Source organism: Streptomyces lydicamycinicus (assembly GCF_000829715.2).
GTDB lineage: Bacteria > Actinomycetota > Actinomycetes > Streptomycetales > Streptomycetaceae > Streptomyces > Streptomyces lydicamycinicus.
The window spans coordinates 288,951-313,755 of record NZ_BBNO01000004.1 but is presented as its reverse complement, the minus strand read 5'-3'; the positions used below and the strand labels follow the sequence as shown (position 1 = coordinate 313,755).

The window sequence follows — 24,805 nt, the reverse complement described above, 5'->3', positions numbered from 1 at the left end:
CCTCCCGTGAACCGAGGAGCGTCCATGAAGCTGATCGACCCAAAGGGCATCGCGGCTCGGCTGCACGAGCTGGATACCGATCTGAGCCGCGTCGAGACCGTCTACATGTCGGAACGCATCCACGTCATCTTTCGCGCCGCATGGAAGTCCTCCCGCACCGACATGGCCTTCGAGGCGTGGGTCGCCCAGTTGCCGGAGGGCCTGCTCGATGTGGTCATTCGCCTGCTGCCCTTCTTTACCGGAGGCCGCGGCGACGGCCTGGAAGTCGCCTCAACTCTCCTCGTCCTCCTGCACCTCCAGGACGACCTGCGCGCCTGGTAGTCCGCATGAGCCCGCCCGGCGGCCAGTGGTAACCACCCCCGGTCGCCGGGCGCAGCTACACCAAGGAGCCTATCCGTGAACCCCGTTGACCCCTGCCCACTCGCAGACCGTCAGGTATGCCTGGCCACCCGCGACCTCGCACGCGCCGTACTGCGGCGCCTATGCGTGACCGCAGCCGGGATCGAGCCGCGCATCAAAACGATCATCGCGACCCAGACCGACACCCCCGGCGAGTACGCCCTGTGGCGCCTGCACGGCGACGACGGGCGCCTCCTCCTTCAGTTCGACCTGCTCAAGGAGCCGGGTGCCGCGTGGGACAACCTCACCGGCGACGTGTCCCTCCTTGGTCGGCTGGCCAACCTTCGCACCCATCGGCCCGGCTACTTCTACGTCCATCCACTGCCGGACCCTCGCGACATCGCCATCCCGCTGCCTTCCAACCCCCGGGGACTCGCCCCGCGCACGATTGGACCGCTTCGGTGATCACCACAACCAACGCCACGGCTCCGGTCGTGGACTTCCCTCGGGGCTAGCCCCCTATCGCCCGAATTCGGGCCGCACCGGGCCCTGAATGCACATAGAAAAGAAGCATCTCACCCCCGAATGGAGACACCCGTGCCACCCCGCAACTCGATACCCGTCATCGACACCCCCGAGCACCACCTCGGCGCCATCCTCCTGGTCCTGCTCACCCGCGCCCCCGACGACGCCACCCTCAAAGCCGCCGTTCACCTCGCCGACAACGCCGCCATCGCCTCCTGGGCGCTGCGCCCGGACGCCCTCGTGACGCTGTCCGTCGAGCAGTACCTGCAGCTCCTCCACTACACCGCCGCCCCCCAGGTCCTCGACCTGGCCCTGTACCTCGGCGGCGACAGGACGCAGATCCGCACCCTCATGGACCACATCGCCCAGCACGTCGATGACGTCCTCGCCCACTACCCGCCGCCCACCCGACAGGCATGACCCGCGCCGCCGACACCTCCCAGGCCAAAGGAGCCACGTGAGCACGTCAACCGAGCAGCAGTGGTGGGTCATCTACCGAGAAACCGTCATCCGGTTCGAGATCGTCGCCGTCGAACCGCCTCCCGGCGACGACGCGGCCTTCGACGAGCGATGCGCCCAACTCGAAGCCGACGGCCTCGGCGCGTACGTCATCGCCGCCCCCGACGCGGACACCGCAGGAGACATCGTCGGACGTGCCTGGGTCGAGGCGTTCCTCTCCGACCCCCAGCGCCTCGCGGCCGCCGACGCCCACCTCGCCACCCTCAACCGGCCGATCAAATAGACCACTTGGAGAACTACGTGCACCTCAACTCGATGCAGATCCTGTGCTGGGACGTGGCCAACCGCCTCGGCGTGCACCCCGCTGCCGCCGAGAGCGCGCTGCTCGCCACCCTTGAGCACTTCCATGCCGAGGCTCACCACCCCGCCGTCGCCCGCGCCGGACGCACGCCGGCCGAATACCTCGACGTGGCCGTCACGACCCCACGCTTCGCGGCCACCCTCTCATCCAGCGCCCTCATGGCCGACGGCCGAGAGGTCGATGCCCGCCTGAACTGGGAGGCGTACGTGCAGCGAGAGGTATCGGCCGCCAGGCTCGCCCACAAGGCCGTACCGGCGACCGCCCTCCTCGGTAACCCCGACGCGGTCCACCGCATCGGCCGGGGGCTCGGTCTCAGCGACGAGCAGACCGACCAGTTCATACCCGGCATCGTGCTCACGCTGGCCGCCGGCTACCCCTATCGCACAGCCCGCCAACGGCACCTCAGCCTCACCGACATCCTCGCCCAGATCGCCGCCGAGGACCTGACCGAACTTCTCCGGCACACCGCCCTCAGCGCAGCCGGTCTCACCGACGACGCCGCCGCCGTGCTCCAGCGCATCCAGCGCGCGGCCCGCTGAGCTCACCTCCGTGTCGGCCCGCGCCGGGCGGGCCGACACGGGGTGCCCCCCAGACCTTCCAGCAGGAGAAGCAACATGAGCCAACTCGACCTCTTCGCCGACGCCAACGAGTCCGACGAGTCATCCGCCCCAACCATCCTTGCGCCGCCGCCCCGCAGGTTGTTGACCGACCTGCCGCCGGCGCCCGCCCCCGTGACTATCTCCGCCCAGCCCCGTCCCGCGCTCGCCCCAGTCAAGCGCAATCTGGGCCACTACCGCCCCTCGCACAGGGGCCCGCACGAGACAGCGTTCGATATCGCCGAGGCCGTCAGCTACGCCTGGCACCACGCCCAGGGCGGGCCTGGCATCGAAGTCCCGATGGGCGTAGTGGCCACGCTCGCTCTGTGGCCCATGCGCGGCCCTGCCGCCTACCTCGCCGCCGACTGGTGGCTCAGCCTTGACGACGGCCAACTCCTGTCGGCGTTCCGCGAATGCTGGGCGCGCTGGTGGATCATGCGCCCGGACTTGATCGACCGAGCCACCCCACTGCACAAGTGGGTTGACGACGAGGAGCCCGGCCCGAAGCGTGCCGGTGCCATCAGGGCGGTGGTCGAGGCCGCTCTGACCAGAGGGCTGCTCCACTTGACCAGCAGCGACGACGCGTACTACCGCTCCGCCACCGACGTGATGGGTGCGCTGCTGGCCATCATGCGCTCGAAGGGTGCCCACGATGCCCTCGCGGAAGTGCATACGCCTCCGGACGTCGCAGAGCTCATGGCGCGGATGATGCTCGATGACGCGCCGCTCAAGCCGGGGATGAAGTTCGATGAGCCCGCCGGCGGAACTGGCGGGATGTACCGTGCGGCTGCACAGGTCATGCGGGAGAAGAACATCGACCCGCACGACTTCGGATGGTCGCTGACCGACATCGACGAACTCGCTGCTGCCGGAGCCGCCGTCAACGCGATCATCTGGGACCTCGGCCCAAGCGTCCTGATTGCCTGTGGTGACACCCTGCACGACGGCAACCTGACCGCGAAGGCCGCGCAGCAGGCGCGCGACTCCTTCGAGCGGCGCGACGAGCTGCACTCGCAGGCCGTCTTCCTCGCGGCGCTACAGAAGGTCGAGGCGCTGGTGCGCGACATAGCCGCCTGAGCAGGACGGACGCCACCCAAATCTCTCGCAGGTGATCTTGCCCCTACCCTGAATGCATATAGAATAGAACCAACGGAAAGGGGTTCCCGATGACCTACAAACGAGGCGACCGCATCGCGCTCGTCCACACCACCGACCCACACACCGACCTCACCGAAGGAGACCAGGGGACCGTCCGGCGGTACGACGCCAACCTCGCCCAGCTCTCCGTCGACTGGGACAACGGCTCCACCCTCTCGATGCTCCTGGACGACGGCGACGAGGTGCGCCCCGCATAGCCCCGTCGGGCCCGCCCCGCGCCGGGGCGGGCCCTGACGTCACACCAGCAGACCTCTTGGAGACACGCCCATGCTCATCACCGACGCCGCAGTCCGAGAAACGGCGGCCACCCTTGCCCAGAGCCTCGGAGGAGACTGGATTCTCGACCCCGAAGCACCCGCCGACGGCGCGGCCCACCTCATCTCCAGCGACGGCCGGGCCATCAGCTTCCGCCCCATCTTCGGCGGAGCCACCGTCCAACTCTGGATCACCGGCAACGCCGCGCCCACGCTGCTGGACGACGCCACCCCGGCCGAACTTGCCGCTCACGAGGCGCACATCGCCGCCCGCCTCCCCGAAGGGCACCGCTACAACAAGGCGACAACCCTCGTCACCGACGACGAGGAAGACCCCGCCGTCATAATCCTGCGCACCCTCGAAGACCACCTCCTCCCGGCCTTCGAATACAAGCCCCGCTACGTCGGTCACCGGCCGTGGATAGACCTCTTCGACAACGCCCTTGCGGCCGTCACCGCCGAGCGCGGCGCCCTGCCGGCCGCCACCGACGAAGCTCAGCCCGTGGCCACTGCCGAGCCCGCGCCTGCGCCCGAGCCGGGGCCCGAGGCTGTTGCCGAGCCGGAGCCGGAGACCGAGCCCGAGGTCGACCCCGCGACAGAACGAAGTCCGCAGTCGCAAGAACCGGCGGGTGAAGACCACTCGGACGACGCACCCACCCCCGCCGACGAATCCCAACGCGGGGACGCTCCGGCCGGGGGCGACACCCAGCCCGAAGCAGCCCCGAACCGGCGCCCCCGCAAGCGCACGTCCAAGCGGCGTCCCAAGGCCAGCAGCAATTGACCCGTACGACTCGACAAGGGGCGCGGCCGCGCCGCGCCCCTCTCGGAGTGCCATGAGCAACGACACCGGAGCCATCGCCCTCGGATGCGCACTTATCTGCTGGCGACGCCTGCAATCACTCCGCTCGGAACCGTAACCAAAGGCAATGAGCCGCCTGCTCGTGCCGTCGTCGTCACCTACTGTCCTCTGCCGAGTGGCTCGGAAGCCGTGCCCTGCGGTATTGGGAGAGCCTCAGCGATCGGGCGTATTCGAGGACGTCAGTTCCTGCTCTGTGTCCGACTTGGCGTGCGGCCCGAGCGCCGGTAGGAGGGCGCTCGGGCCGTAGGTGGGTCAGCCGCGGTACATCAGGTGGAGCTTGCCCGCGTGGGTGGCGAGAGCGGGCTCGTCGACGCTCTTCGCGAAGGAGATGACAGTGGGGCTGCTCCACCGGGAACCGTCGAAATGGGCGGAGCGGAGCTGGCCGTCCAGGCCGGGGTGGACGCAGTACAGCTTGTTGTCGAAGGCTTCGATGGCCGGGGCGGAGCGGAGGCGCCACGCTGCGTCGGTGCCCTGGTGGGTCCATCCTCCGCCTTGGAGGGCGAACCGGTAGACGCCGGGCGTGAGGTATCCGCTGGCTGTTTGGTAGATGACGTGGAGGGCGCCGTTGTACGACGCCGCGCTGGGCGCGTACTTGGCAAGCGCGGGACGGTAGGTGTTGCTTGCCATGAAGCGCATGGCTGTGGCGGTGCTCCACGTCCCGTTCTCGTAGGTGTTGTAGTACAGGTTTCCGTTGGGGCTTGCGTGGATGAGCCAGAGCTTTCCGTCGTGGTGGGCGAGTGCTGGGGCGTAGCCGGCGTTGAAGTCACGGATCTTGGTGGGGGAGGTCCAGCTCGATCCGTTCCACCAGTTGTGGTGCAGTGCGCCGTCACCTCCGACGTGGACTGCGTGGATTTTGGTGCCGTCCGAGGCCAGAGCGGGAGTGTGGAAGCTGGCGGCGCCGTGTCCGAAGGGTTGCGGGGTGCTCCAGGAGGTGCCGCTGAGGGTGGCGTGCATGATGGCGGTGGAGCCGGGGGCCAGGAAGAGGGCGTGGAGCCTGCTGTCGTGGCTTTCCAGCGCGGCCGGGGACCCGCTGGACAGTCCGGGCGGGGTGGTGGTCCCGCTCCAGGTGGAGCCGGTCAGGGTGTGCTGGCGGAGGCTGAAGGCGGGTCCCTGGGGCATGACTACCTTCAGGTACAGGACGTACCTGCCATTGCTGCCCCGGAAGAGGATGCCGTTGTTGTCGATGGGCCGATGACTCAGGGCGTACAGCGCGGCCGCGCTGTACGCCACGGTGATGTCCTCGATCAGGTCGTCGTCATTGCGGAACCAGCCCAGGAGGGCGTCGACCAGCCGCGCGACCAGGCCGATCAGGGAGAGGAAGGCGGAGGAGCCGTTGTACTCCTCGTTCTGGTCCTCCAGCCTCTCGGAGGTGTTGAAGGCCCAGTCGGAGATCTCACGCGCCGCCCGGCGCAGTTCGTCGAGGAAACCGCCGGTGCTGTCGTCCGCTTCCCAGCACTGGATGTTGCCGGTGAGGGTGTTCTTGATCTTCCCGTTGAAGAAGTGCGCGGTGCCCGGATTCCAGTACCCCCAGTCGTCGTCGTCCATGTCGCCGAACTCGCCCGACTTGTAGTTCGTCTTGGACACGTCCGAGCCGGACCCGGAAACCCAGTAGATCTCGTCGGAGGGGCCAGCGACCGTGTCGCCGGTGCGCTTCTGGCAATGGAACTTGTTGTACTCGATGCGCAGGTCCAACGGGGTGGGGTTGGTGGCCCGGGAAGAGGCGAGGTTGTTCTCGGCGAGGAAAACGATCACCCCGCCGCCGTACTCGCCGCGGGCCTCTGCGGCTTCGGGGGTGTCCAGCGGCTGGCCGGGGGTCAGAGTGTCCACCCGTACCGTGCGGAAGTTCGGCTGGGCGGTGATCTCCGGAGCGAGGGCCGGCAGTTCGGCGGCCAGGTCGTCGAAGGAGTACCCCTCGCTCAGCGGACGTTCGGTGACCGACGCGGTGAACAGCGCGGAGGCACCCCGGGCCGTGGCCTGCTTCTGAAAGACCCGGCCGAACTCGGCGATCTCCCCATCCGAGGAACCGGTGGTCCGCAGCAGCCCGACGAGCTGCTCCTCCAGGTCGGTGAGCTTCTCGTTCTGCTCGCTGCGGGCAGCGGCGCGAAGCGTCATACCGTAGAGCAGGTTGGCGGCCGGGGAGAGCGCCAGGCCGCGTGCGGTACGGGCCGCGCGCCTGGCCCGTGGGCTGAGCGTTGCGTCGTCAGCGGTGGCGTCAGATGCGGGTGCGGTCTCACCTGCGAGCTGGGCTCGCAGCCGTTCGACGCGTTCGGACTGGGAGGCGAGCGGGATTGTCTGGGACATCGATTCAATTCCTCCACGGAAGGTGACCGACTGATCACACTACGCGAGCAAGCGTGCCGAGTCCGTGAGCCCCGCGATAGTGCCATTCCGGACATCGCTGTCTTAATTCGGCTCATAATCGACCTGAGCCCCCATAGCGGACGAAGCCCGGAACGGTGCAGCCCCTCCCGTGAACGGCGCTCCTGACCGCCAAACAACACAATCAGGAGTCCCGGCTCCCGTGCCGCACCTCCCAGGCGAATCACGGACCCGGACCTCATCCAGACAGCTGATCATCTCGTTAGGAGTTCTAAGGAGGGGTCAGCCGAATAGGGTGACCGGACGACGTCTGGCCTGCATGAACGGCCACAGAGGCTCCGCCCCGGCTCAGGGGTGGAGCCTCTACGCGTTGGAAAGGAAATCCGTCGGTCGCTGGTCCGGGTCCCCTCTCCCGGCTGGCGCGACCCGCCGGAAGGCCCTGTGACCTTGTCCATCCGGGACGTATTCGGGACGCAGTCGGGACACAAGGATAGGAACAGACCGACGAAGATCAGCAGGCGCCGACATGGCTTACCCCGTCTGACCAGCAAAAACGTACTGAACGAGCATGGACAGGCAAGGGCCGCCAAGATCCCCAAAGGACTCATAATCCGTCGGCCGTGGGTTCGAGTCCCACCCGCCCCACCGCAGCGCCCAGGGCGAAGATCCTTTCTACCTGGGAGAGGACAGACAGCAGGGCCGCCACGCGCATGTGGCGGCCCTTCTGCGCCTTCCGGACCAACGTGCCGTATGCGTCCCCCCGTGCTCATCATGGTCATCCGCGGCCGTCCGGCCGTCAGGAGTGCGGTGCGGAAGGGGAAGGCGATGACGAGGGAGCTGTTTCCGCCGGTTCCGTATGCCGAGTGGCGGGAGACCAAAGAGACGGTCCATCGCTTTGCGCAGGTGGTCGGGAAGGTCCGGCTCGCTGCCAGCGCGCGGCGCAATCACTGGTGGAACGTCCCGTTCCATCTCACCGGGCGGGGCATCACCACCCGGCCGATGGGGCAGCTCGACGGCAATCCGATCTTCACGATCGACTTCGACTTCGTGGGACACCGGCTGGTCGTTTCGGTGCTGGACGGCCGGACGGTCTCGTTCCCGCTGGTCGGCCGGTCCGTGGCGGCCTTCCACGACACCCTTATGGACACGCTGGCCGGGCTGGGGATCCGGGTGCGGCTCGCCGTCCCCCATCCGTTCGACCTGCCCGACGCCGACCGGCCGTTCGCCGAGGACACCGAGCACGCGGCCTACGAGCCACGGCACGCCCAGCGCTACTGGCAGGTGCTCAGCCAGGTGGCCTCGGTGCTGGAGGAATTCGCCGCGGGCTATGAGGGGAAGGTCAGCCCGGTGCACCACTTCTGGCACACCTTCGACATCGCGCACACCCGGTTCTCCGATCGCCGGGTCGAGCAGCCGCGGCAGACCGACCCGGTGACCCGGGAGGCGTACTCCAGGGAGGTGATCAGCTTCGGCTTCTGGTTCGGGGACGACAGCTTCCCCGAGCCGGCGTTCTACTCCTATACCGCTCCGGAGCCCGCGGGCCTGGCCGATGAGCCGCTGCGGCCGGAGGCGGCGCGGTGGGTCGCCCGGGGGGAGAGTCAGCTGGCCGTGCTGCGGTACGACGACGCCCGTGCCGCGGCGGATCCCCGTGCGGCCGTGCTCGGCTTCTACGAGAGTGCCTACCGTGCCGGGGCCGGGCGGGCCGGGTGGGATGTCGAACGGCTCAGCTGTGCGGGCGGGGTGACGGATCCGCAGCTGTAGGGCCGGACGGCCGCTGCCGTTCCCGGCCGCCTGTGGACCAGGTCCGTACCCGGTCGTAGGAGCGGCCTCAGATCACCGGCGGGCGGCCCAGGCGGGTCATGCGCCATACGGTGCGCCAGCGCAGGGGGCGGCGTCGGCCGCAGGGGGTGCGCACTCCCTCGGCGAAACCGGCGGCCCAGGCGCGCAGGCCCGCCACCGAGGGGCTGCGGACGGCCGTCAGGGCGGCCCATACGCCGAGGTAGAGGGGCACCAGGACCGCGGGGAGGTGCCGCTTGGCGAGCCAGACGCGGTTTCTGGCGACCATGCGGTGGTAGACGGCGTGCCGGGTCGGTGAGGTGTACGGGTGCTGGAGCACGAGCTCCGGGGCGTAGCGGATGCGCCAGCCGTCGTCCAGGGCCCGCCAGGCCAGGTCGGTTTCCTCATGGGCGTAGAAGAAGTCCTCGGGCCAGCCGCCGATCCGGTCCAGCATCGGTACGGACAGGGAGTGCCCGCCGCCGAGGAAGGTGGTGACCAGACCGCCGCGTGCCGGGTCGTTGGCCCGCAGGCGGGGGACGTGGCGGCGCTGGGTGCGGCCCCGCTCGTCGGCGATGCGGAAGCTGACGATCCCCAACTCCGGTTCACGCGTGTGCAGTTCCGCCAGCCGGCTGAAGACGTCCGGGCTGATCAGCAGGCCGTCGTCGTCCAGGTCGACCACCACGTCGACATCCCCGAGCTTGCGCAGCTCGTCCAGGGCGACATTGCGGCCCCCGGAGACCCCCAGGTTCTCGCTCAGCTCGACACCGACGGCGCCGTGCGGCAGCGGGGGGAGCGGGGAGCCGTTTCCGATGACCACGATGTGGGCCGGCCGGAGGTCCTGCTTGGCGACCGAATCCAGCAGCGCCCGCAGTTCGGCGGGACGGTTTCCCATGGTCAAGATGGCGACGCCTACGCGCAGATGACGCACAGAAGTTTGCTCCGTTCTCGGCGGTCTTGTCGGGATGCTAACCGCCGGGGACGGCGACTGCGTGCCACGGCGCTTCCCCGGCGACATCCGGCCGTTGAACGCTGGGGAACGCCCTCGCCGGGGGCCGGGAGCCCGCGGATGCCGGGTGTGCCGGACCGGCGCACCATGGAAGGACCGGGGGTTTGCACGGTTGCCCAGGGGGGCGGATGGAGGAAGCCCTCATGATGGAAGTCAAGACGGTCGACAAGCCGGATGAACGGCGCGACTTTCCCCGGGGTCACCTCGAAGCCCTGCACCTCACCGGACTGGACTTCGCCGTGGCCACCTTCGAGCCCGGCTGGCGCTGGTCGGAGTCGGTACGCCCGATAGCCGGGACCGACAGCTGCGAGGTTCACCACAACTGCTTCGTGGTGCAGGGCCGGATGCGCATCAGGATGAACGACGGCGCGGAGTCCGAAGTGGGACCCGGCGATGTCTTCGTCTGCCCGCCCGGACACGACGCCTGGGTGGTCGGGGACGAGCAGTGCATCGTGTACGACTTCGCGGGCCAGATGGCGAAGGACTACGCGAAGGGCTAGGAGGTGTCTACCCCTAGGACGACGGGCAGGCGGAGGCAGGGAGTGACCGCGCGGGGCGGAGCCGCTGTCTGACCGGGTACGGAGCGAGGCCGGGGCGCGGTGGCCGGTTGCCGCGTCGGCCGGCCGGGTGGCGTGTGGTTCGCCACGTGGATCCGGATGTCTAGGAACGCGCTCGGTGGGCAGGGGTGCGGGACGGTCCGGCGTGCGGAATACGTCGCGGGTTGATCCCGTTGCCGCAGCCGGAGACCGTGTGACAAGCGTCGACAGACCGGAAGCAGGGAAACAGGCATGAGCACCATTGAGCTCACCAAGGAAAACTTCGACGAAATCGTCTCCGGCAACGATTTCGTCCTGATCGACTTCTGGGCCGAGTGGTGCGGGCCGTGCAAGCAGTTCGGCCCGGTCTTCGAGAAGTCCTCCGAGACGCATGACGACCTGGTCTTCGCCAAGGTCGACACGGAGGCGCAGCCCGAGCTGGCGCAGGCCCTCCAGATCCAGTCCATCCCGACCGTGATGATCGTCCGGGAGAACATCGCCGTCTTCGCCCAGCCCGGCGCGCTGCCCGCGGAGGCCCTGGAGGACGTCATCGGCCAGGCCCGCGCGCTGGACATGGACGAGGTCCGGGCGTCGGTCACCGAGGCCCAGCAGGCCGAGCAGGCGCAGGGCGAACAGGGTCAGCAGGCGCAGAGCTCGTGAGCGACCTTCTTCTGGTCCGGCACGGCGAGACCGAGTGGAGCAGGGACGGCCGGCACACCAGCTGGACCGATCTGCCGCTGACCGCCACCGGTGAGGAGCAGGCCCGCGCACTGCGGCCGCTGCTGTCGGACCGGAAGATCGGGCCGGTGTACGCCAGCCCGATGCAGCGGGCGCTGCGCACCGCCGAGCTGGCGGGCCTCGCCCGTCCGCAGATCGACGCCGACCTGCGGGAATGGGACTACGGCGGCTATGAGGGCATCGCCACCGCCGAGATCCACCGCGACCGGCCCGGCTGGTATCTGTTCTCCGACGGTGTCGCCGAGGGGCCCGCGGAGCATCCGGGCGAGTCGCCCGAGCAGGTCGGGGCGCGCGCCGACCGGGTGCTGGCACGGATCGCGCACCGGCTCGCCGCCGACGACGGCGATGTGGCGCTGGTCGCGCATGCGCACTTCCTGCGGGTGCTGGCCGCCCGCAGGCTCGGGCTGCCGCCCGCCGCCGGGGGCCTCTTCACCTTCGAGACCGGGGCGGTCGGCGTCCTGGGGACCGAACACGACCGGCCCGCGGTTCTCGCCTGGAACGCCCGGAGTCTGTAACCAGGGGCGGGGGGCGGGGCCCTTGGCCGGTGAGTCTGCTGTGGGCCGTGGGCCGTGGGCCCTGGGCCGTGAGCCGTGCGGCGTGGGCCGTCAGCCGTGCTCCGTGAGCTCGGAGTCGCTCAGCCGGAGCCCGTGCGGATGCGGCCGTCGGCCGGCTACGGATCCATCGGATCGAGATGCAACGGCTGCACCTTGCCCTCGATCATGGCGCCGAGCCCCATGACGGCACAGGTGTCGGGGTGGTCCGCGGTGTGTACCGGCATGTTCGTGGCCTGGTGGATCATCGGCTCCAGGCCGGGGATCAGGGCGCTGCCGCCCGCGAGCACGATGCCGCGCTCGCCGAGGTCGGCCACCAGATCCGGCGGGCAGCGGCGCAGCACGGCCCCGATGCCGTCGAGGATCGAGGTCAGCGGGGTGGTGATGGCGTCCCGTACCCGCTCGGTGTCGACATGCACGGAGCGCGCCATCCCGCTGATCACGTCCCGGCCGTGCACCTCGGTGGAGCCGGGGGTGACCCCGTCGCCACCGGAGAGGAGCAGCTGAAGCGGGCGTACGGCCTGGCCCGCCAGCATCAGCTCGTGGTGCAGCCGCAGATGCTGGACGACCGCGTGGTCGATGGCGTTGCCGCCCACCGGCACGGTCTCCGCGGCCACGATCGAGCCGAGGGAGAGCACCGCGACCTGCGTCGTTCCGGCGCCGCACACCACGATCATGGTGGCCTCGGGCTGCTCCACCGGAAGCCCGCAACCCACCGCCGCGGCGACCAGGGTGTCGACCAGCTCCACCCGCCGCGCCCCCAGCCCGGTGAGCGTCTCCACGGCGGCCCGCTGGGCCAGCGGCTCGCTGCCGTACGGAAGACAGACCGCGCCCCGCATCGCGGGCCGGCGCCGCCAGGACTTGCGCAGCTTGTCGCCGACCAGGGTCCGCAGCAGCCGCTGGGCCATGTCGATATCGACGATGGTGCCGTTGGAGACCGGGCGCACCACCCGGATGTAGTCGGGGGTGCGGCCGTCCATCACCTCGGCCTGGGCGCCGACGGCCAGCAGCGCCCCGCTGCGGGTGTTGATGGCGGCGACGGTCGGTTCGTCGACGACCAGCCCCTGGTTCTTCACATACACCCTGGTCCGGGCCGCGCCGATGTCGATGGCGGCCGAACAGCGCCGCAATTGGGCGAGGCTGATGGTCATGGGTGATTCCTCCCCGATGGGCCGGTATGGACGAGAGGTCGCGCGGCCGGTTCGCAGGGACCGCTCGTGCGCCATCCTCCGGTCGTGCCGAGGCCGCCGCCTGCTGGAAAGGTCCGCTCGGGGGACGGGGGCGGGGTGGTTGCGGCGAAGGGGTGACGGGGCGGGGAGAGGCCGGTGCGGTGGGCTCTCAGCCCGCCAGTCGCTGGTACAGCCCCCAGGTGAATTCGGGGACGATGTCCTGCGGGGTGCCGTCGGGGCCGGGCGCGGTGCACGCCAGCCGCCAGCGGGTGGGGGCGCTGCCCTCCATGGGGCGGGCCGGGGCGAAGGCGCGGGCGACCTCGTCGACGGTGCAGGACCAGGGCCGTAGATCCGTGGTGCTGCGCAGGTCAGGGGCGGTGGCGCCGGGTGCCCGGACGAGCCAGGCGTTCCAGACGGCGTCCCGGGCGCCGATGAGGATCTCGAACTGCAGATCGGGCCAGAGCGGCACCGGCCAGGTCAGGGCCTCGCAGCGCAGATCGCCGATGCGGCGGGGCGTGACGGTCTCGGGGGCGCCGAGCAGCGCACGATACGGCCGGCTGCCGCCGGGCGCGCGCGGGGCGTGCATCCGCGCCTGCCAGCGGCGGTTGGCCTCGCGCATCTCGGCGCGGGAGACGCCCAGGGTGCGCAGCGCCTCCTCGACCAGGCCGGGGTGGTGATCGGCCATCCGGCGCAGCAGGACGACCTGGAAGGCGACCGGTCCGGGCAGCCCGGAGGGGGCGCCGGAGCCGCCGGGCGGGTCATTGTCCGTGGTGGGGTCCATGAGGGACATGGTGGTGGACGGCGCGGGCCACCGGCCGCCCGGGGCGCTCGCCGTCGGGGAGGAAGAGCACGGAGTTGACGTAGCGGCGGTGCGGGGCGAGGGAGCGGCGCAGCAGCCCGTGCTCGGCGACCTGGCAGATGCGGGACTGATGGCCGGGCAGATCGAAATCGGCCAGCGGCAGCCAGCGGTCGTGCGGCAGCACCCAGCCGCGGTAGCCGTGGGCGGACGTCCAGTCCAGTACGGGCCCGAGCGGCTGGATACGGGTCTCCAACTCGACGAACAGTGCCGGAAGTTGACGCTCGACGGTGTGCGCGGCGCCGCGCAGCACCGCCAGCTCCGCGCCCTCCGCGTCGATCTTGATGAGGGTGACGGACGCCAGCCCCAGCGCGTCCAGCGGGAGACAGGGCACGTCGAGGGCGGCGGAGTGCAGCTCCCGGCGTACGAGCGAGGAGACCCCGCGGTCGCCGCGGCCGCCCGGGGGCAGCCAGAGGGTGGCGCGGCCCGTGTGGTCGGTGGCCGCGGCGGACACCACCTCGACATGCGGGGGAGTGACCGAGGAGAGCAGTCGGGCCAGGTGAGGGACCGGTTCAAGGGTGACCACCCGGTCGGCGCGCCGGGCCAGCCGCCGGGTCCACGGGCCGTACCACCCGCCGACGTCCACGGCCGTGCCACCGGGCGGACAGAAGTCGGCGAGCCGCCGCAGCTCCGGTTCGAACCGCGGATAGACCCCGGCGACCAGCGCCGACACCAGCCGGCCCGGCAGCCGGGGCGCCAGCCGCGCGGCGAGCGTCACGACCCCGGTTCCCGGTCCGCGAGCCGGCGCAGCGCGCGGGTGTGCTCGGCGTCGCTGAGCTGTTCGCCGGAGGAGGGCAGGAGCTGCGGGATACCGTCGAGGATCGGATAGCGGCGGCGCAGCCGGGGGTTGTAGAGGGCGTCACCGGGGGCGAGCAGCGACAGCGGGCCCTTGTCGAGCGGGCAGACCAGGATCTTCAGCAGTGGGTCATCGGGCTTCATCGAGCGACTCCGGGGTTCCGGTGGCGGGTTCGGGGACGGGCGGGTCATGGCGGGGCAGCGCGAGCAGGACCGCCACGGCGACGGCCGTGCCGCCCAGCCGCAGCGCGCGCCGCAGCGGATCGGCGGGCAGCGGCTCACCGAACGCCACGGTGCCGCAGACGACGGTGAACACACAGGTGACGGTGGTGCAGACGGGGACGATCACGGACGCCCGGCAGCGTTGCAGGGCGGTCTGGGACAGCACCAGACCGGCGGCTCCGGTGACCAGCAGAAGGTACGGGTAGGGCGAGCGGAGCAGCCGGCCCGCGACGGCCGGGAGGTCGTGGGGAGCCAGCAGACCGGAGACGCCCTTGATGGCCAGCGAGCTGACCCCGTAGAGCAGGCCGACGGCCACCCCGTAGGGGACACCCGCCGTCGGCAGCCGGTGGCGGCGCCGGGCACGCCGTTCCGCCGAGCGGTACAGCAGCAGCCCGGCGGCCAGTGACGGCACCGCGATCAGCAGCAGGGTGCCGGGCGGTGCGGTGCGGGCGACGGCCCGGGCGTCCTCGCCCTGGAGGGAGGCGATGACCAGTGCCAGCGCGACCAGGATCGCCACGATGCCCTGCCGCTCCCGGCCGCTGGTCCGCTCGCCCAGCACCACCGAGGACAGCAGCAGCAAGAGGACCAGGCCCGAGACGAACAGGCCCTGCGCGGCGGCCAGCGGCAGGGTGCGGTAGACGGCGAGCTGGGCGGCGAAACCGGCGGCCAGGGCGAGCGAGCCGGCCAGCCACAGCGGGCTGGACAGCAGCCGGCCGACGACCCGTACGGGCTGCCGGGTGCTCAGCGCGGGCAGCCCGGCCAGGGCGCGCTTCTCCAGCACGAAACCGGTGCTGTACAGGACGTTGGCGAGCAGCGCGGACGCCACGCCCCACCACGGCACCGCGCTACCCCCCTGCCCGCCGGGCATGGGCGAGCAGGATCGAGGCCAGCGACGGGACCCGGCACGCGGCGCGGTCGAGGGGGCGCAGTGGCCGCGGCACATCGTGATACGGCGCACCGGCGATCCGTACGGCCTCGAAACCGGACGCCGTGAGGAAGCCGCGCAGGGCACGGGCCGTGCAGAGCCGGAGATGGCCGACGACCTGGGTGCCGGGCCGGCCGTGGATCCCGCGCATGCTCACCTCCGAGAAGACGGGCTGGACCCCGGCGAGCAGCAGCCCGCGGTTGTACCAGGCGGCGAGGTTCGGGGTGGAGAGCATCAGATGACCGCCGGGGCGCAGCACCCGGCGCAGCTCGTCCAGGGCGGCATCGGGGTCGACGAGATGCTCGATGACCTCGCTGAAGAGGACCGCGTCGGCGGAACCGGTCGCGAACGGCAGGCCCCCGTCGGTGAGTTCGCCGCGCACCGCCCAGGGGATCCGGGTCCGGGCGCGGCGCAGGGCGTCCTGCGACCAGTCGACGCCGACCAGACGGTGACCGGTGAGCACCTCCGCCGCGACGGCCGCCGCCGAACCGTCGCCGCAGCCGATGTCCAGGATGGTGGCGGGCGGCGCCCCGGTGCGTACGGGCCCCAGGGCACGCGCCAGCAGCCGGGCCTGCCGCCGGCTGCGGGCGGCGCCGGACGCGACCGGCACAGCGGGGTTCTCGTAGAAGTCCCGCAGCGTGGCGGGGGGCCGGGTCATCGGGCCGCTCCGGCCGGGGGCGGGGTCCAGGCGGTGGCGGCGAGGGAGGAGCGGAACAGGTCGCCGAGCCGGGCGCCGGCCGCGTCGTCCAGGAGGGCCGGGGACCAGCGCAGCGCCAGCTGGATCCGGCCGGCCACGGAGACGGTGGTCACGGTGAGCCCGCGTGGCATCCGGGCCGGGGCGGAGAACCACACCGCGGTCGGCCGGCCGGCGTCCCCGAAGTCCAGCGGGTAGGGGATCCGGCCGATGTTGGACAGGAGGGTGGTGGAGGTCCACGGCGCGGCGGCGCGGCGCAGCGTACGGGTGACCGCGCCGCGCAGCCCGACGGGGAGGACGGGGGCAGTCAACATCGTGGCGTAGAGACCGAGTTGAGGTCCCGGTGCGGCGGCCTTGAGGGCGCGGGTGCGGGCGGCGGTGCGGCGCAGCAGCCGGGCCACCGCGTCCGGGTCGGGCGGATCGGCGGTGAGCGGCCCGGCGTCCCGGCGCTCCTCGGGGCCGAAGCCGACCGACACCAGCCGGGTGCCGTTGCCGATGGGCATCCCGGCATCGCGCGGCCGGTCGTCGACGGGCATGGTGACGACGATGGGGGCGGCGGCCGGGGCCGCCGTGGCGTGCGGGTGGGCCGGGGCGTGCAGCCGGTTCCAGCGGGCGACCATCAGCCAGGTGGCGACCAGGAGTTGGTCGTTGACGGTGTAGGGCGCCGGCTGGGCGGGAGCGCGTGGGGGGCGGGCCGGGATTGGCAGTTCGGTCAGGAGCATGCCGTTGCCGGGGTGGGTGGGGCGGATGGGGCGGCCTGGTTGGTCGGGTTGGCCGGGGTGGCCGGGTTGGTTGGGTGGCCAGGGTTGGTCGGGGTGGCCGGGCTGGCTGGGTTGGTTGGGTGGCCAGGGTTGGCTGGGTTGGCCGGGCCGGCTGGGTTGGTTGGGCCTGCTGGGCTGGGGAGCGCTGCCGGGAGCCGGGGGCGGGGCCGGGCTCGGGGCCGGGTCGGGGGCGGGGGCGGGGGCGATCCGTGCCGGGCGGGCGAGACGGGGGCCGGGGGACGGTGGCCGGTCGGCGGGCGGTGGTCCCGGACGGGGACCGGGGGCGCGTACGGGTGCGGGTGCGGGGGAGTTGTCGGCGCCGCCGTAGAGCTCGGCGGCGGTGGCCAGCACCCGCAGACAGGCCGGCCCGTCCAGCGCGGTGTGGTGGAGGGTGAGCAGCAGCACGGTGCCGCCTGCCGTCGCCCCTTCGATCGCCTCCAGCCGTATGGGAGGCGAGGCGTCCAGCGGCGGGCACTGGTCGAGCGCGCGCTGCCGGGCGCGGGCCAGCGCACCGGGGCCGGGCGGTGGGAAGTCGACCGGGTCCACGTCCGGGGTGGCGGTGAGCTGCCAGCGGTAGCGGCGGTGCCACCAGCGGACCGGCGCCTGCCGCATCAGGATGCGCGGATGGCGGGCGAGCGCCCGGTGGAACGCGGTGCGCAGCCGGACGGGGTCGACCCGGCCGGGGAGGTGCACCTCGATGTGTACGGTCTCCGGCTCGCCGTCGTCCAGACAGTGCCGGGAGATCTCGTCAACGACGGGGAACGGGAGGCGGGTTATGGCGCTGCCGCGAGGGAGGCGGGTTACGGCGCTGCCGCGGCTCTGCTCCCCCCCACCCCCGAACCCACCCCCCGCCCCCTCCCCCGAAGGGGGAGAGGGGGAGGGGGCGGGGGAGAGCTCGCCCCGGCCGTCGGGCGGGGCTCCCGGGCTGTTGGGCGAGGTGCCCCGGCCGTTGAGCGGGGCGACCGGGCCGTTGAGCGGGGCGCCCGGGGCGTCGGGTGGGACGCCCGGGCCGACAGAGGGTGCGACCGGGGCGTCGGCGGCTTTGCCCTGGCTGTCGGGCGGTGTGCGTCGGCCTCCAGTTGGCGCGCGCTGGCTGTCGGGCGGTGTGCCCCGGCCTCCAGTTGGCGCGCCCTGGCCGTCGGGCGATTCGCCACGTCCCTCTGCTGGTTCGCCACGTCCGTCGGCTGGTTCGTGCCGGGCCGGTTGCAGTGCGGTCATCGGGTGGTGTCCTCCCCGCTGTGGTCGGTCGGCGGTACGGACCCGCTGTCGATCGGCGGTACGGGCCCGCTGCCGGCCGGCCGTACGGGACCGCTCGGCCGGGATCGGTGCGGCTCGGCCCAGTTCGGCCCGGCGCCTGGCGCCCGCCCCCGCGCCACGATCGGCCGTCCAGCAGCGACCGTGCTCCCGCCCGCATCCCGCACCCGTCGCGGAAGCGGCGGCGGCGTTCGCAGACCGGGTGGATCAACGCGACCGGATGGCCCGGACGTTCCGGACAGTCCGGATGGCCCGGAGGGTTCATCTGGTCCAGGCGATCCGGCTGGTCCGGGCGGGCCAGCCGACGGCCCGTCCGACGCCCCGTCCGTTCCACCCGCCCCGGCCCCCGTCCCCTCCACCAAGACCCGCCCCCGCGACGCCCGCCCCCGTACGGTGACCACCGCCGCAGCCAACGCCAAGAGCGCCAGGGCCTGCGCAGTGGCGCTGAACGCGCCCTCGCCGGCGGCGTGGGGCTCCCCCGCGCCGAGGGCCGCGACGGCTCCGGCGCTCACCATCGCCGCCAGGGCCAGGGGGACCAGGAGGTGTGGCCGGAAGTACGCCAGGAGAGCCAGGGCCGGCACGATCAGGGCGTAGGGGCCGGATGCCAGGGCCAGAACCGCGGTCAGCGTCACCACTCCCAGCACCCAGGAGGGGGCGGGTGGCGGCGGTGCCGGAAGCGGCGGGGTGCGGGGACTGCGGCGGACGAGGGCGGAGAGGAGCAGGAGCGCTACCCCTAGGGCGCCGCCGGCCAGGCCCAGGTCGTAGGCGACCGCCGGGGTGTAGGAGAGCTCGACGGTGCCGCCGGCGCCGGCCGGGACGAGGAAGGCCTGTTGCCAGCCGTCGACCCGGAGCGGGGCCAGCCGTCGGCCGTGGAGTGTGGCCTGCCACCCGTCGTTGGCGTTCTCGTGCATCTGGAGGTAGACGGCCCGGCCGGCGCCGACCGCGACGCTGCGGCGGTCCCCCGACCAGTCCTCGGCGGCGGCCTTTCGCACCGGGGCGGCGGATTCCCGCGCCGGCCCGTCGTCCGCGGCGCCCGCTTCCCGCCCCGCCCCGACGCCCGCATCGGCGGCATCCCGCCGCGCCCCATCGCCCGAGGCGCCGGCTTCCCGCCCCGCTGCCACGTCCACGGCGCCCGCATCCCCCGTCGTGCCCCGCCGCAGCGTCACATCCGTCAGCGCCAGCGGCCCCTGGCCGCCCGCCTCCACCCGGTGGCGTCCGGACGGCAGCTCCAGGCGGCCGTCACGGGCCGGGCCGGCGCACAACCGCACCTCGACGGGGCGGCGTTCGGTGAGGTCGCGGACGTACCCGGTGGCCTCGGTGGCGTGCAGGACGCCGTCGACGGCGAGCATCGGGCCCTGGCCGCAGCCGACCGAGAAGCGGGCGTCGGCGGCGGGCCGCGGGGTGCGGTAGGCGTCGAGGGCGGGGAGGTGGATCTCGCTGAGGCCGACCGGGAGCTGGAGCGCCTGGCCGGCGACCGGGTTGTGCAGGGTCAGCGGTTTGACCTTGCTGATGGTGATGTCGAGGCGGTCGGTGGTGATCGGGTCGAAGCGGGCCTGGCCGTTCTCGTCGACGCCCGCGGTGGCCGCCCCGTCCGGCGAGTTGATCAGGATCTGCTCCGGCCGGGTGGCGAGACCGCCGGCCGCGGCCAGCACGATCCGGTCGATCTTCTTCCGGCCGGGCCAGCGCAGATGCACGGTGGGCCGGTCACCGGCGATCCAGGCGGTGGTCAGATCGCCGTCGACGAGGTTGCGGGGGCTGAGCGACGGGCCGAAGCCGAAGGCGGTGGAGTCGGCGGTGGCGGTGATCCGGTCCCGTTGTTCCGGTGCGATGCGGTCCAGGAGCCGGTCGAGTTCGGGGCCGGGAACAGCCAGCGCCTGGCCGGAGACGCGGTACCCGGCGGCCGGGCCGGTGCGGAACTGGCGGTGCAGCCCGGCCTCGGCGGAGACCGGGGAGAGGCCGCCCGGGTCGCTGCCGCGGTGCAGCGAGACGACCTCGGCGGGCGCGCCGGAACGCTCGGCGTCGGTGGGGAGTTGCAGCAGCCGGGTGACCTGGACGCCGGGGACGGAGATCTCCCGGAAGCCGGCGCCGGAGAGCCCGGCACGTGGGGTCTGCGACCCGAGGATGGTCACCTTCAGCCAGGTCGCCCGGCCGGCCGGGGCCTTGACCCGCTGCGGCGTCCCGTCGGGGCGCAGGGTGTCCTCCGTGGTGCCGCGGTCGGTCTGCACCCTTACGGAGGTCGGGGCGGCACGGAGCCCGTCCCCGGGCAGCGGGGTCAGGGACAGCGCGGACGGGAGGGTGACGGGCCGGGGGAAGGCGATCCGTACCCACTGGCCTACGGGGTTCCCGGCGCTGCCTTCCGCCCAGGCGGTGTCCGGGTCGCCGTCGAACGCGTGGACCGGGTCGTACTGCGGCAGGTGGAAGAGCCAGTTGCCGCTGCTGGAGGCGGTGACCGAGGCCGCGCCGCGGAGCACGGCGGTGGTCTGGTGGCCGGGGCCGGTGGTCGGCAGGATCTGCCGGGGCGGGCGGCCGGGGTCCTGGACGCTGTCGGGATGGTTCCGCTCGTCGGCGGTGTAGGTGTACGAGGTGTTGCTGTTGACCAGCCCGAAGCGGGTGTCGGCGCGGCGCAGGCCGTCGGCGGTCAGCTGGAGCGGCGGGGTGCCGAGGCCGGGGTGGCGGTCGCCGGTCAGGACGGTGGCGCGGTGGCGCAGGGCGGGGTCGGCGGACAGCTGGAGGAGGGCTTCGGGGCCGCCGCTGAGCTGAGCGGTGTCCGCGACGGCCCGGGTGGTGACCGGGCCGGGCCGGGGGGTGTGCTGCGGCCGGTAGATCTCGACGGCGCGCTGCCGCGGATAGAGGCCCTGGACCTGTAGGGGTGCCCCGGCGGGGATCCGGCCGCCGGTGGTCAGCGGACCGAAGGCGGCGGCCTTGCGGTAGCCGGAGGCCTCAAGGGTGCGTGTGACGGTCTGCGGCGGGACGTAGCCGATCTGGTCCGGGTCGAGATCGTTGCGTACGACCACGTCGTGCAGGCCCGCCCGGCCCAAGTAGTCGCGCAGGCCCGGGACCTGGGCGCCGGTCAGCAGGGCCTGTTCGACGGCGTCCAGGGTGCGGCGGGCGCCCGGGGTGCCGAACGGGACGAAGTCGCGCTGGGCCCAGGGGGAGGTGGCGAGGACATCGAGCGGCTCGTCGATGGGGGAGCCCCAGGTGTAGATGCCGTGCGCGGTCGCGGGGACGACCAGCGCGCGGCTGTGCGGGGAGTGCTTGTGGAGCCAGGCAGCGGCCCGTTCCCAGGAGGCGGGCAGCTCGGTGAAGGCGCCGGGCTGGAGGACGGTGCCGGTGAGGAAGGGCAGCGCGAGGGCGGGCAGCACGAGGAGCGCCGTCACCAGCGGGAGGCGTCGGCGGGCGGGGAGCCGGCGGGTGCCGCGGCGTTCGGTGGCGACCGCGAGCAGATGTGCCAGGCCCAGGGTGAGCGCCAGGGCCAGGCCCGGGGTGAATTTGTAGATGTTGCGGAACGGGCGCAGCCAGCCGTTGAGCCAGTCCTGCCACAGCCCGTGCAGCGGCCCGCCCAGCGCACCGCCGTATCCGGCCAGCGCGATCAGCGCCACGGCCGGCACGGTCAGCAGCAGCCAGCGGCGCTCGGGCAGATCCCGGCGGGCCAGCCCGGCCAGGCCGAGCGCCGCGGCCAGCGCCGAGCCGAGCACCGCGTAGGGCCGGGCCGTCAGGGTCCAGCCGGCCGGCAGCCAGGGTTCGCCGAAGTGGAGGTAGCCGACCCAGTTTCCGGCGCCGCGCAGCAGTTCGGTGGCGGACATGGTGCCGGTGGTGGTGTCGGCCTGCTCGATGTACGGCATGAAGTTCTCGCCGTGCAGACCGAGCAGCAGCAGCGGCACCACCCACCAGGCGGTGGCCAGGACGACACCGGGCAGCCACCAGGCGAGCAGCTTCGGCCGGCGCGGCCCCGTACGGGAGAGCAGATACAGGCCGGCGGGCAGCAGCGCGGCCAGCGTCGAGGCCGCGTTGACCCCGCCCATGAAGGGGATCAGCAGCGCCGAACGGGTGGCCGCGATACGGGCGCTGACCCGCGAGTTGGTCAGCGGCAGCAGCACCCAGGGGAGCAGTGCGCCGGGCAGCGCGGCGGCGGAGGTGGAGCCGATGACGAGGGTGAAGGTCGGCCACAGGGCGTAACAGGCGGCGGCCAGGAGCCGGGCCGGCGGGGTGCCGACACGGAGCCGTTCGGCCAGCCGCAGCGCACCCCAGAACGCCGCCGTGACGATCAGCGACATCCACAGCCGCTCGGCCAGCCACACCGGGACATGCGCGAGATCGGCCAGGCCGTAGTAGGGGAGTGTGGGGAAGGCATAGCCGACGTACTGGTCGGCGATACCGCCGAGGCCCGCCCGGTCGTGCCATAACTGCCCGAGGTCGGCGAGGAACCGCCACGGGTCGGTCGTCACACCCAGCTTGGTCTCGAACGTCATCTTCCCCGGCGAGGGCGCCAGGAAGCCGGCCAGCGCGAGCGCCCAGAACGCGAACAGCCAACGTCTGCGCCGTGGTTGACCGGGCGGCGGCGCGGGGGCGGGCGTCGGCCGCCCCCCGGCGTCGGGCGATCCGGGGGACGGGAACGGCCTCAGGGTCTGGGTCATGGCAACCGCCGGAGGATGAGGAGGAGGTTCCAGGTGGCGACCTCCCGGACGCCCGGGAGGCGGGGGAGGGCCTCGGCGAGGAACGGCGCATAGCGGGAGCGGGCGGTGACCACGGCGATGTCGTCACGGGCCCGGACCTGGCGCAGGGTGCGACCGATGTGCACCGCGAACAGGTTGACGCCCAGGGTGTGCTTGGCCGCTCGGCCGGTGCGCCGCCGGTAGCGGGCGCGGGCCCGCTCGGCGCCCAAGTAGTGCCAGGGCGCGGTCTCATGGCCGCCCCAGGGGGAGAACCAGTTGGTGAAGGCGACGTAGATCAGCCCGCCGGGGCGGGTGACCCGGATCAGCTCGCTCAGGAAGGTCTGCGGGTCGGCGACGTGCTCCAGGACGTTGGAGGAGAAGCAGATGTCGACGGCGCCGTCGGCGAGCGGCAGCAGATAGCCGTCGGCGAGCACCGCGCCCTCGGGCGGCGGGCCGTGCGCGGTCAGCTCCGCCGTATCGGGCTCGAAGAGCCAGCTCCGGGCGCCGCGGCGGCGGAACTCCGCGGTGAAGTAGCCGCTGCCGCCGCCGACATCGGCGACCACAGCGCCCCGCAGCGGGGCATACCGTTCGATCTGGTCGGCGGCGTCCCGGGCGAGCAGCCGGTAGCAGTGCCCGGGGTCGGTCCGCTCCCGCAGAAAGGCCCGGAACAGGGCGGCGGACCTGCGCAGCGAGGGATCGCGCACCGGGCCGTCACCGCCTGGGGAGCGGGTCGAGGGCGGCCTCCGCGGCGACCGCCCGGAAGCTCTGCACCGTATGGCTCCACCGGAAGCGGGCGGCGCGGCGTTCGGCGGCGCGGCCCAGGGCGTCGCGGCGCCGGGCGCTGAGCGCGAGGGTGCACCAGTGCGCGGCGAACGCGCTCTCACCGCGGGCCAGCAGCCCTGTCGTGCCGTCCTCGACGGAGTCCCGCAGGCCCGGGATGTCGAAGCCGACGGCCGGGGTGCGGCGGGCGGCGGCCTCCATCACCACGAGCCCCCAGCCCTCGACGAGCGAGGGATGCAGCAACAGCCATGCGGAGCACAGGAGTTGATGCTTGCGCTCTTCGGAGACATGGCCGGTGAAGGTGACGCCAGGCCCGGCCAGGGCGGCCAGCCGGGCGCGCTCCGGGCCGTCGCCGACGATCACCAGCCGGCCGCCGGTCACCGGCCGGACCCGCTCCCACAGCCGCAGCAGCAGATCGATGCGCTTGTACTCGACGAGCCGCCCCATGGCCAGGAACAGCGGCTCCGGCGCCTTGGGGGTCAGCGGGCCGGGCTCCGCCACGCCGTTGTACACCAGGCGAATCCGCCCCGCGTCGACACCGAGGCCGCGCAGCGCGGACGCGGTCGAGCCGGAGACCGCCACCATCAGATCGCGGCGGTGCGCACCGGCCAGCGCCCAGTGCTCCAGGCGGCGGCCGAGCCGGGCGGCGGGCCCCGGGCAGCGCAGCCGCCACAGGTCCGTATGGACATGGTTGACCAGGCACAGCGTGGGACCGCGGTGCCACAGCGGCGCCAGGTACGGCATGCCGTTGCAGACCTCGACGAGCAGATCGCAGGGCCCGACCCGGCGCGCCAACTGGCGGGGTACGCGCAGGAAATGACCGGCGTCGCCGCCCGCGGACACCACCCGGTAGCCGCGGGCGGGGGCACCGCCCGGATCGACCGGGTCCGGGAGCTCGGGGGGTGTCGGCCCGCCGCACAGCAGGGTGACCTGGTGCCCGTGGGCGCTGAGCCCCTCGGCGATCCGGTCCACCAGCAGCTCGGAGCCGCCCGCGGCGGGGTTGCCCAGATCGCGGCGGGCGAGGAAGACGATCCGGCGTGGCAGCGGCGGCGCCCCCGGGCCGGGTGGGCCGGACGCCGAGGGGGCGGGCGCTGCGGGGGGCGGGGACGGGCGTACGTACGGGGGCATCTGCGATCCAACTCGTCTCAGGGTGCGGTACCGGCGGTGGGGGACGTACTGCGTACTGAGTCGTGCGGGCCGTGCTGCCTCATGCGGTGCCA

Annotated in this window: 24 protein-coding genes; 12 read left to right on the top strand and 12 right to left on the bottom strand. The window is 72.7% G+C overall.

Annotated features, from left to right (window positions below):
* The first annotated feature begins 24 nt into the window (after positions 1-24).
* From TU31_RS14635 to TU31_RS14600, 8 genes are all read left to right on the top strand, one after another.
* Positions 25-321: a hypothetical protein gene (locus TU31_RS14635; protein WP_042154439.1), complete on the top strand. Its 297-nt coding sequence runs from the start codon at positions 25-27 to the stop codon at positions 319-321.
* A gap of 75 nt (positions 322-396) precedes the next feature.
* Positions 397-804: a hypothetical protein gene (locus TU31_RS14630; protein ID WP_158894462.1), complete on the top strand. Its 408-nt coding sequence runs from the start codon at positions 397-399 to the stop codon at positions 802-804.
* A 132-nt stretch (positions 805-936) separates the two neighbouring features.
* On the top strand, positions 937-1,284 hold the full coding sequence (locus tag TU31_RS14625) for a hypothetical protein (protein WP_042154435.1): 348 nt from the start codon (positions 937-939) through the stop codon (positions 1,282-1,284).
* A 37-nt stretch (positions 1,285-1,321) separates the two neighbouring features.
* Entirely contained in the window at positions 1,322-1,606 is a 285-nt protein-coding gene (locus TU31_RS14620; RefSeq protein ID WP_042154433.1) for a hypothetical protein, read from the top strand.
* Positions 1,607-1,611: 5 nt separating this feature from the next.
* Positions 1,612-2,223 carry a hypothetical protein gene (locus tag TU31_RS14615; RefSeq protein WP_158894459.1) on the top strand — a complete coding sequence of 204 codons (612 nt, stop codon included), beginning with the start codon at positions 1,612-1,614 and terminating at the stop codon, positions 2,221-2,223.
* A 75-nt stretch (positions 2,224-2,298) separates the two neighbouring features.
* Complete coding sequence (locus TU31_RS14610) at positions 2,299-3,357, top strand: N-6 DNA methylase (RefSeq protein ID WP_052718939.1); 1,059 nt, start codon at positions 2,299-2,301, stop codon at positions 3,355-3,357.
* Positions 3,358-3,446: 89 nt separating this feature from the next.
* Positions 3,447-3,635 (top strand): DUF4314 domain-containing protein, encoded by a 189-nt coding sequence (locus TU31_RS14605; RefSeq protein ID WP_042154429.1) that lies wholly within the window; start codon positions 3,447-3,449, stop codon positions 3,633-3,635.
* Between the two features lie 70 nt (positions 3,636-3,705).
* Complete coding sequence (locus TU31_RS14600; RefSeq protein WP_042154428.1) at positions 3,706-4,473, top strand: hypothetical protein; 768 nt, start codon at positions 3,706-3,708, stop codon at positions 4,471-4,473.
* A 330-nt stretch (positions 4,474-4,803) separates the two neighbouring features.
* On the opposite strand, the gene TU31_RS14595 is transcribed toward TU31_RS14600, so the two are convergent.
* Entirely contained in the window at positions 4,804-6,852 is a 2,049-nt protein-coding gene (locus TU31_RS14595; RefSeq protein WP_042154426.1) for a PLL family lectin, read from the bottom strand.
* Between the two features lie 843 nt (positions 6,853-7,695).
* Between TU31_RS14595 and TU31_RS14590 the strand changes: the two genes are divergently transcribed.
* Positions 7,696-8,631, top strand: a complete 936-nt coding sequence (locus TU31_RS14590) for a DUF5996 family protein (RefSeq protein ID WP_042155422.1) — start codon at positions 7,696-7,698, stop codon at positions 8,629-8,631.
* A gap of 67 nt (positions 8,632-8,698) precedes the next feature.
* Here TU31_RS14590 and TU31_RS14585 read toward each other — a convergent pair whose 3' ends face one another.
* Complete coding sequence (locus TU31_RS14585) at positions 8,699-9,574, bottom strand: glycosyltransferase family 2 protein (protein ID WP_042154424.1); 876 nt, start codon at positions 9,572-9,574, stop codon at positions 8,699-8,701.
* A 221-nt stretch (positions 9,575-9,795) separates the two neighbouring features.
* Between TU31_RS14585 and TU31_RS14580 the strand changes: the two genes are divergently transcribed.
* From TU31_RS14580 to TU31_RS14570, 3 genes are all read left to right on the top strand, one after another.
* Positions 9,796-10,152, top strand: coding sequence for a cupin domain-containing protein (locus TU31_RS14580; RefSeq protein WP_042155420.1), 357 nt, complete (start codon positions 9,796-9,798; stop codon positions 10,150-10,152).
* 288 nt (positions 10,153-10,440) lie between these two features.
* Positions 10,441-10,848, top strand: a complete 408-nt coding sequence (gene trxA, locus TU31_RS14575; RefSeq protein ID WP_042154422.1) for a thioredoxin — start codon at positions 10,441-10,443, stop codon at positions 10,846-10,848.
* A complete protein-coding gene (locus TU31_RS14570; protein WP_042154420.1) occupies positions 10,845-11,441 on the top strand; it encodes a histidine phosphatase family protein in 597 nt (198 codons plus the stop codon). The genes trxA and TU31_RS14570 overlap by 4 nt, the downstream gene beginning before the upstream one ends.
* A gap of 155 nt (positions 11,442-11,596) precedes the next feature.
* On the opposite strand, the gene TU31_RS14565 is transcribed toward TU31_RS14570, so the two are convergent.
* From TU31_RS14565 to TU31_RS14520, 10 genes are all read right to left on the bottom strand, one after another.
* Entirely contained in the window at positions 11,597-12,628 is a 1,032-nt protein-coding gene (locus tag TU31_RS14565; protein WP_042154418.1) for a rod shape-determining protein, read from the bottom strand.
* Positions 12,629-12,815: 187 nt separating this feature from the next.
* Positions 12,816-13,427, bottom strand: a complete 612-nt coding sequence (locus TU31_RS14560) for a hypothetical protein (RefSeq protein ID WP_042154416.1) — start codon at positions 13,425-13,427, stop codon at positions 12,816-12,818.
* Positions 13,405-14,220, bottom strand: a complete 816-nt coding sequence (locus TU31_RS14555; protein WP_042154415.1) for an FkbM family methyltransferase — start codon at positions 14,218-14,220, stop codon at positions 13,405-13,407. The genes TU31_RS14560 and TU31_RS14555 overlap by 23 nt, the downstream gene beginning before the upstream one ends.
* Positions 14,217-14,441 (bottom strand): Trm112 family protein, encoded by a 225-nt coding sequence (locus tag TU31_RS14550; RefSeq protein WP_042154414.1) that lies wholly within the window; start codon positions 14,439-14,441, stop codon positions 14,217-14,219. Before TU31_RS14550 ends, TU31_RS14555 begins: the two co-directional genes overlap by 4 nt.
* A complete protein-coding gene (locus TU31_RS14545; protein WP_042154411.1) occupies positions 14,428-15,387 on the bottom strand; it encodes a DMT family transporter in 960 nt (319 codons plus the stop codon). The genes TU31_RS14550 and TU31_RS14545 overlap by 14 nt, the downstream gene beginning before the upstream one ends.
* Positions 15,365-16,102, bottom strand: coding sequence for a class I SAM-dependent methyltransferase (locus TU31_RS14540; protein WP_042154409.1), 738 nt, complete (start codon positions 16,100-16,102; stop codon positions 15,365-15,367). The genes TU31_RS14545 and TU31_RS14540 overlap by 23 nt, the downstream gene beginning before the upstream one ends.
* Positions 16,099-17,511, bottom strand: a complete 1,413-nt coding sequence (locus TU31_RS36870) for a condensation protein (RefSeq protein WP_245698576.1) — start codon at positions 17,509-17,511, stop codon at positions 16,099-16,101. Before TU31_RS36870 ends, TU31_RS14540 begins: the two co-directional genes overlap by 4 nt.
* A gap of 602 nt (positions 17,512-18,113) precedes the next feature.
* Positions 18,114-22,787, bottom strand: a complete 4,674-nt coding sequence (locus TU31_RS14530; protein WP_042154407.1) for an alpha-(1->3)-arabinofuranosyltransferase domain-containing protein — start codon at positions 22,785-22,787, stop codon at positions 18,114-18,116.
* Complete coding sequence (locus tag TU31_RS14525; RefSeq protein ID WP_042154405.1) at positions 22,784-23,509, bottom strand: class I SAM-dependent methyltransferase; 726 nt, start codon at positions 23,507-23,509, stop codon at positions 22,784-22,786. The genes TU31_RS14530 and TU31_RS14525 overlap by 4 nt, the downstream gene beginning before the upstream one ends.
* A 7-nt stretch (positions 23,510-23,516) precedes the next feature.
* Positions 23,517-24,713 carry a glycosyltransferase family 4 protein gene (locus TU31_RS14520; protein WP_042154403.1) on the bottom strand — a complete coding sequence of 399 codons (1,197 nt, stop codon included), beginning with the start codon at positions 24,711-24,713 and terminating at the stop codon, positions 23,517-23,519.
* Between the last annotated feature and the right edge of the window lie 92 nt (positions 24,714-24,805).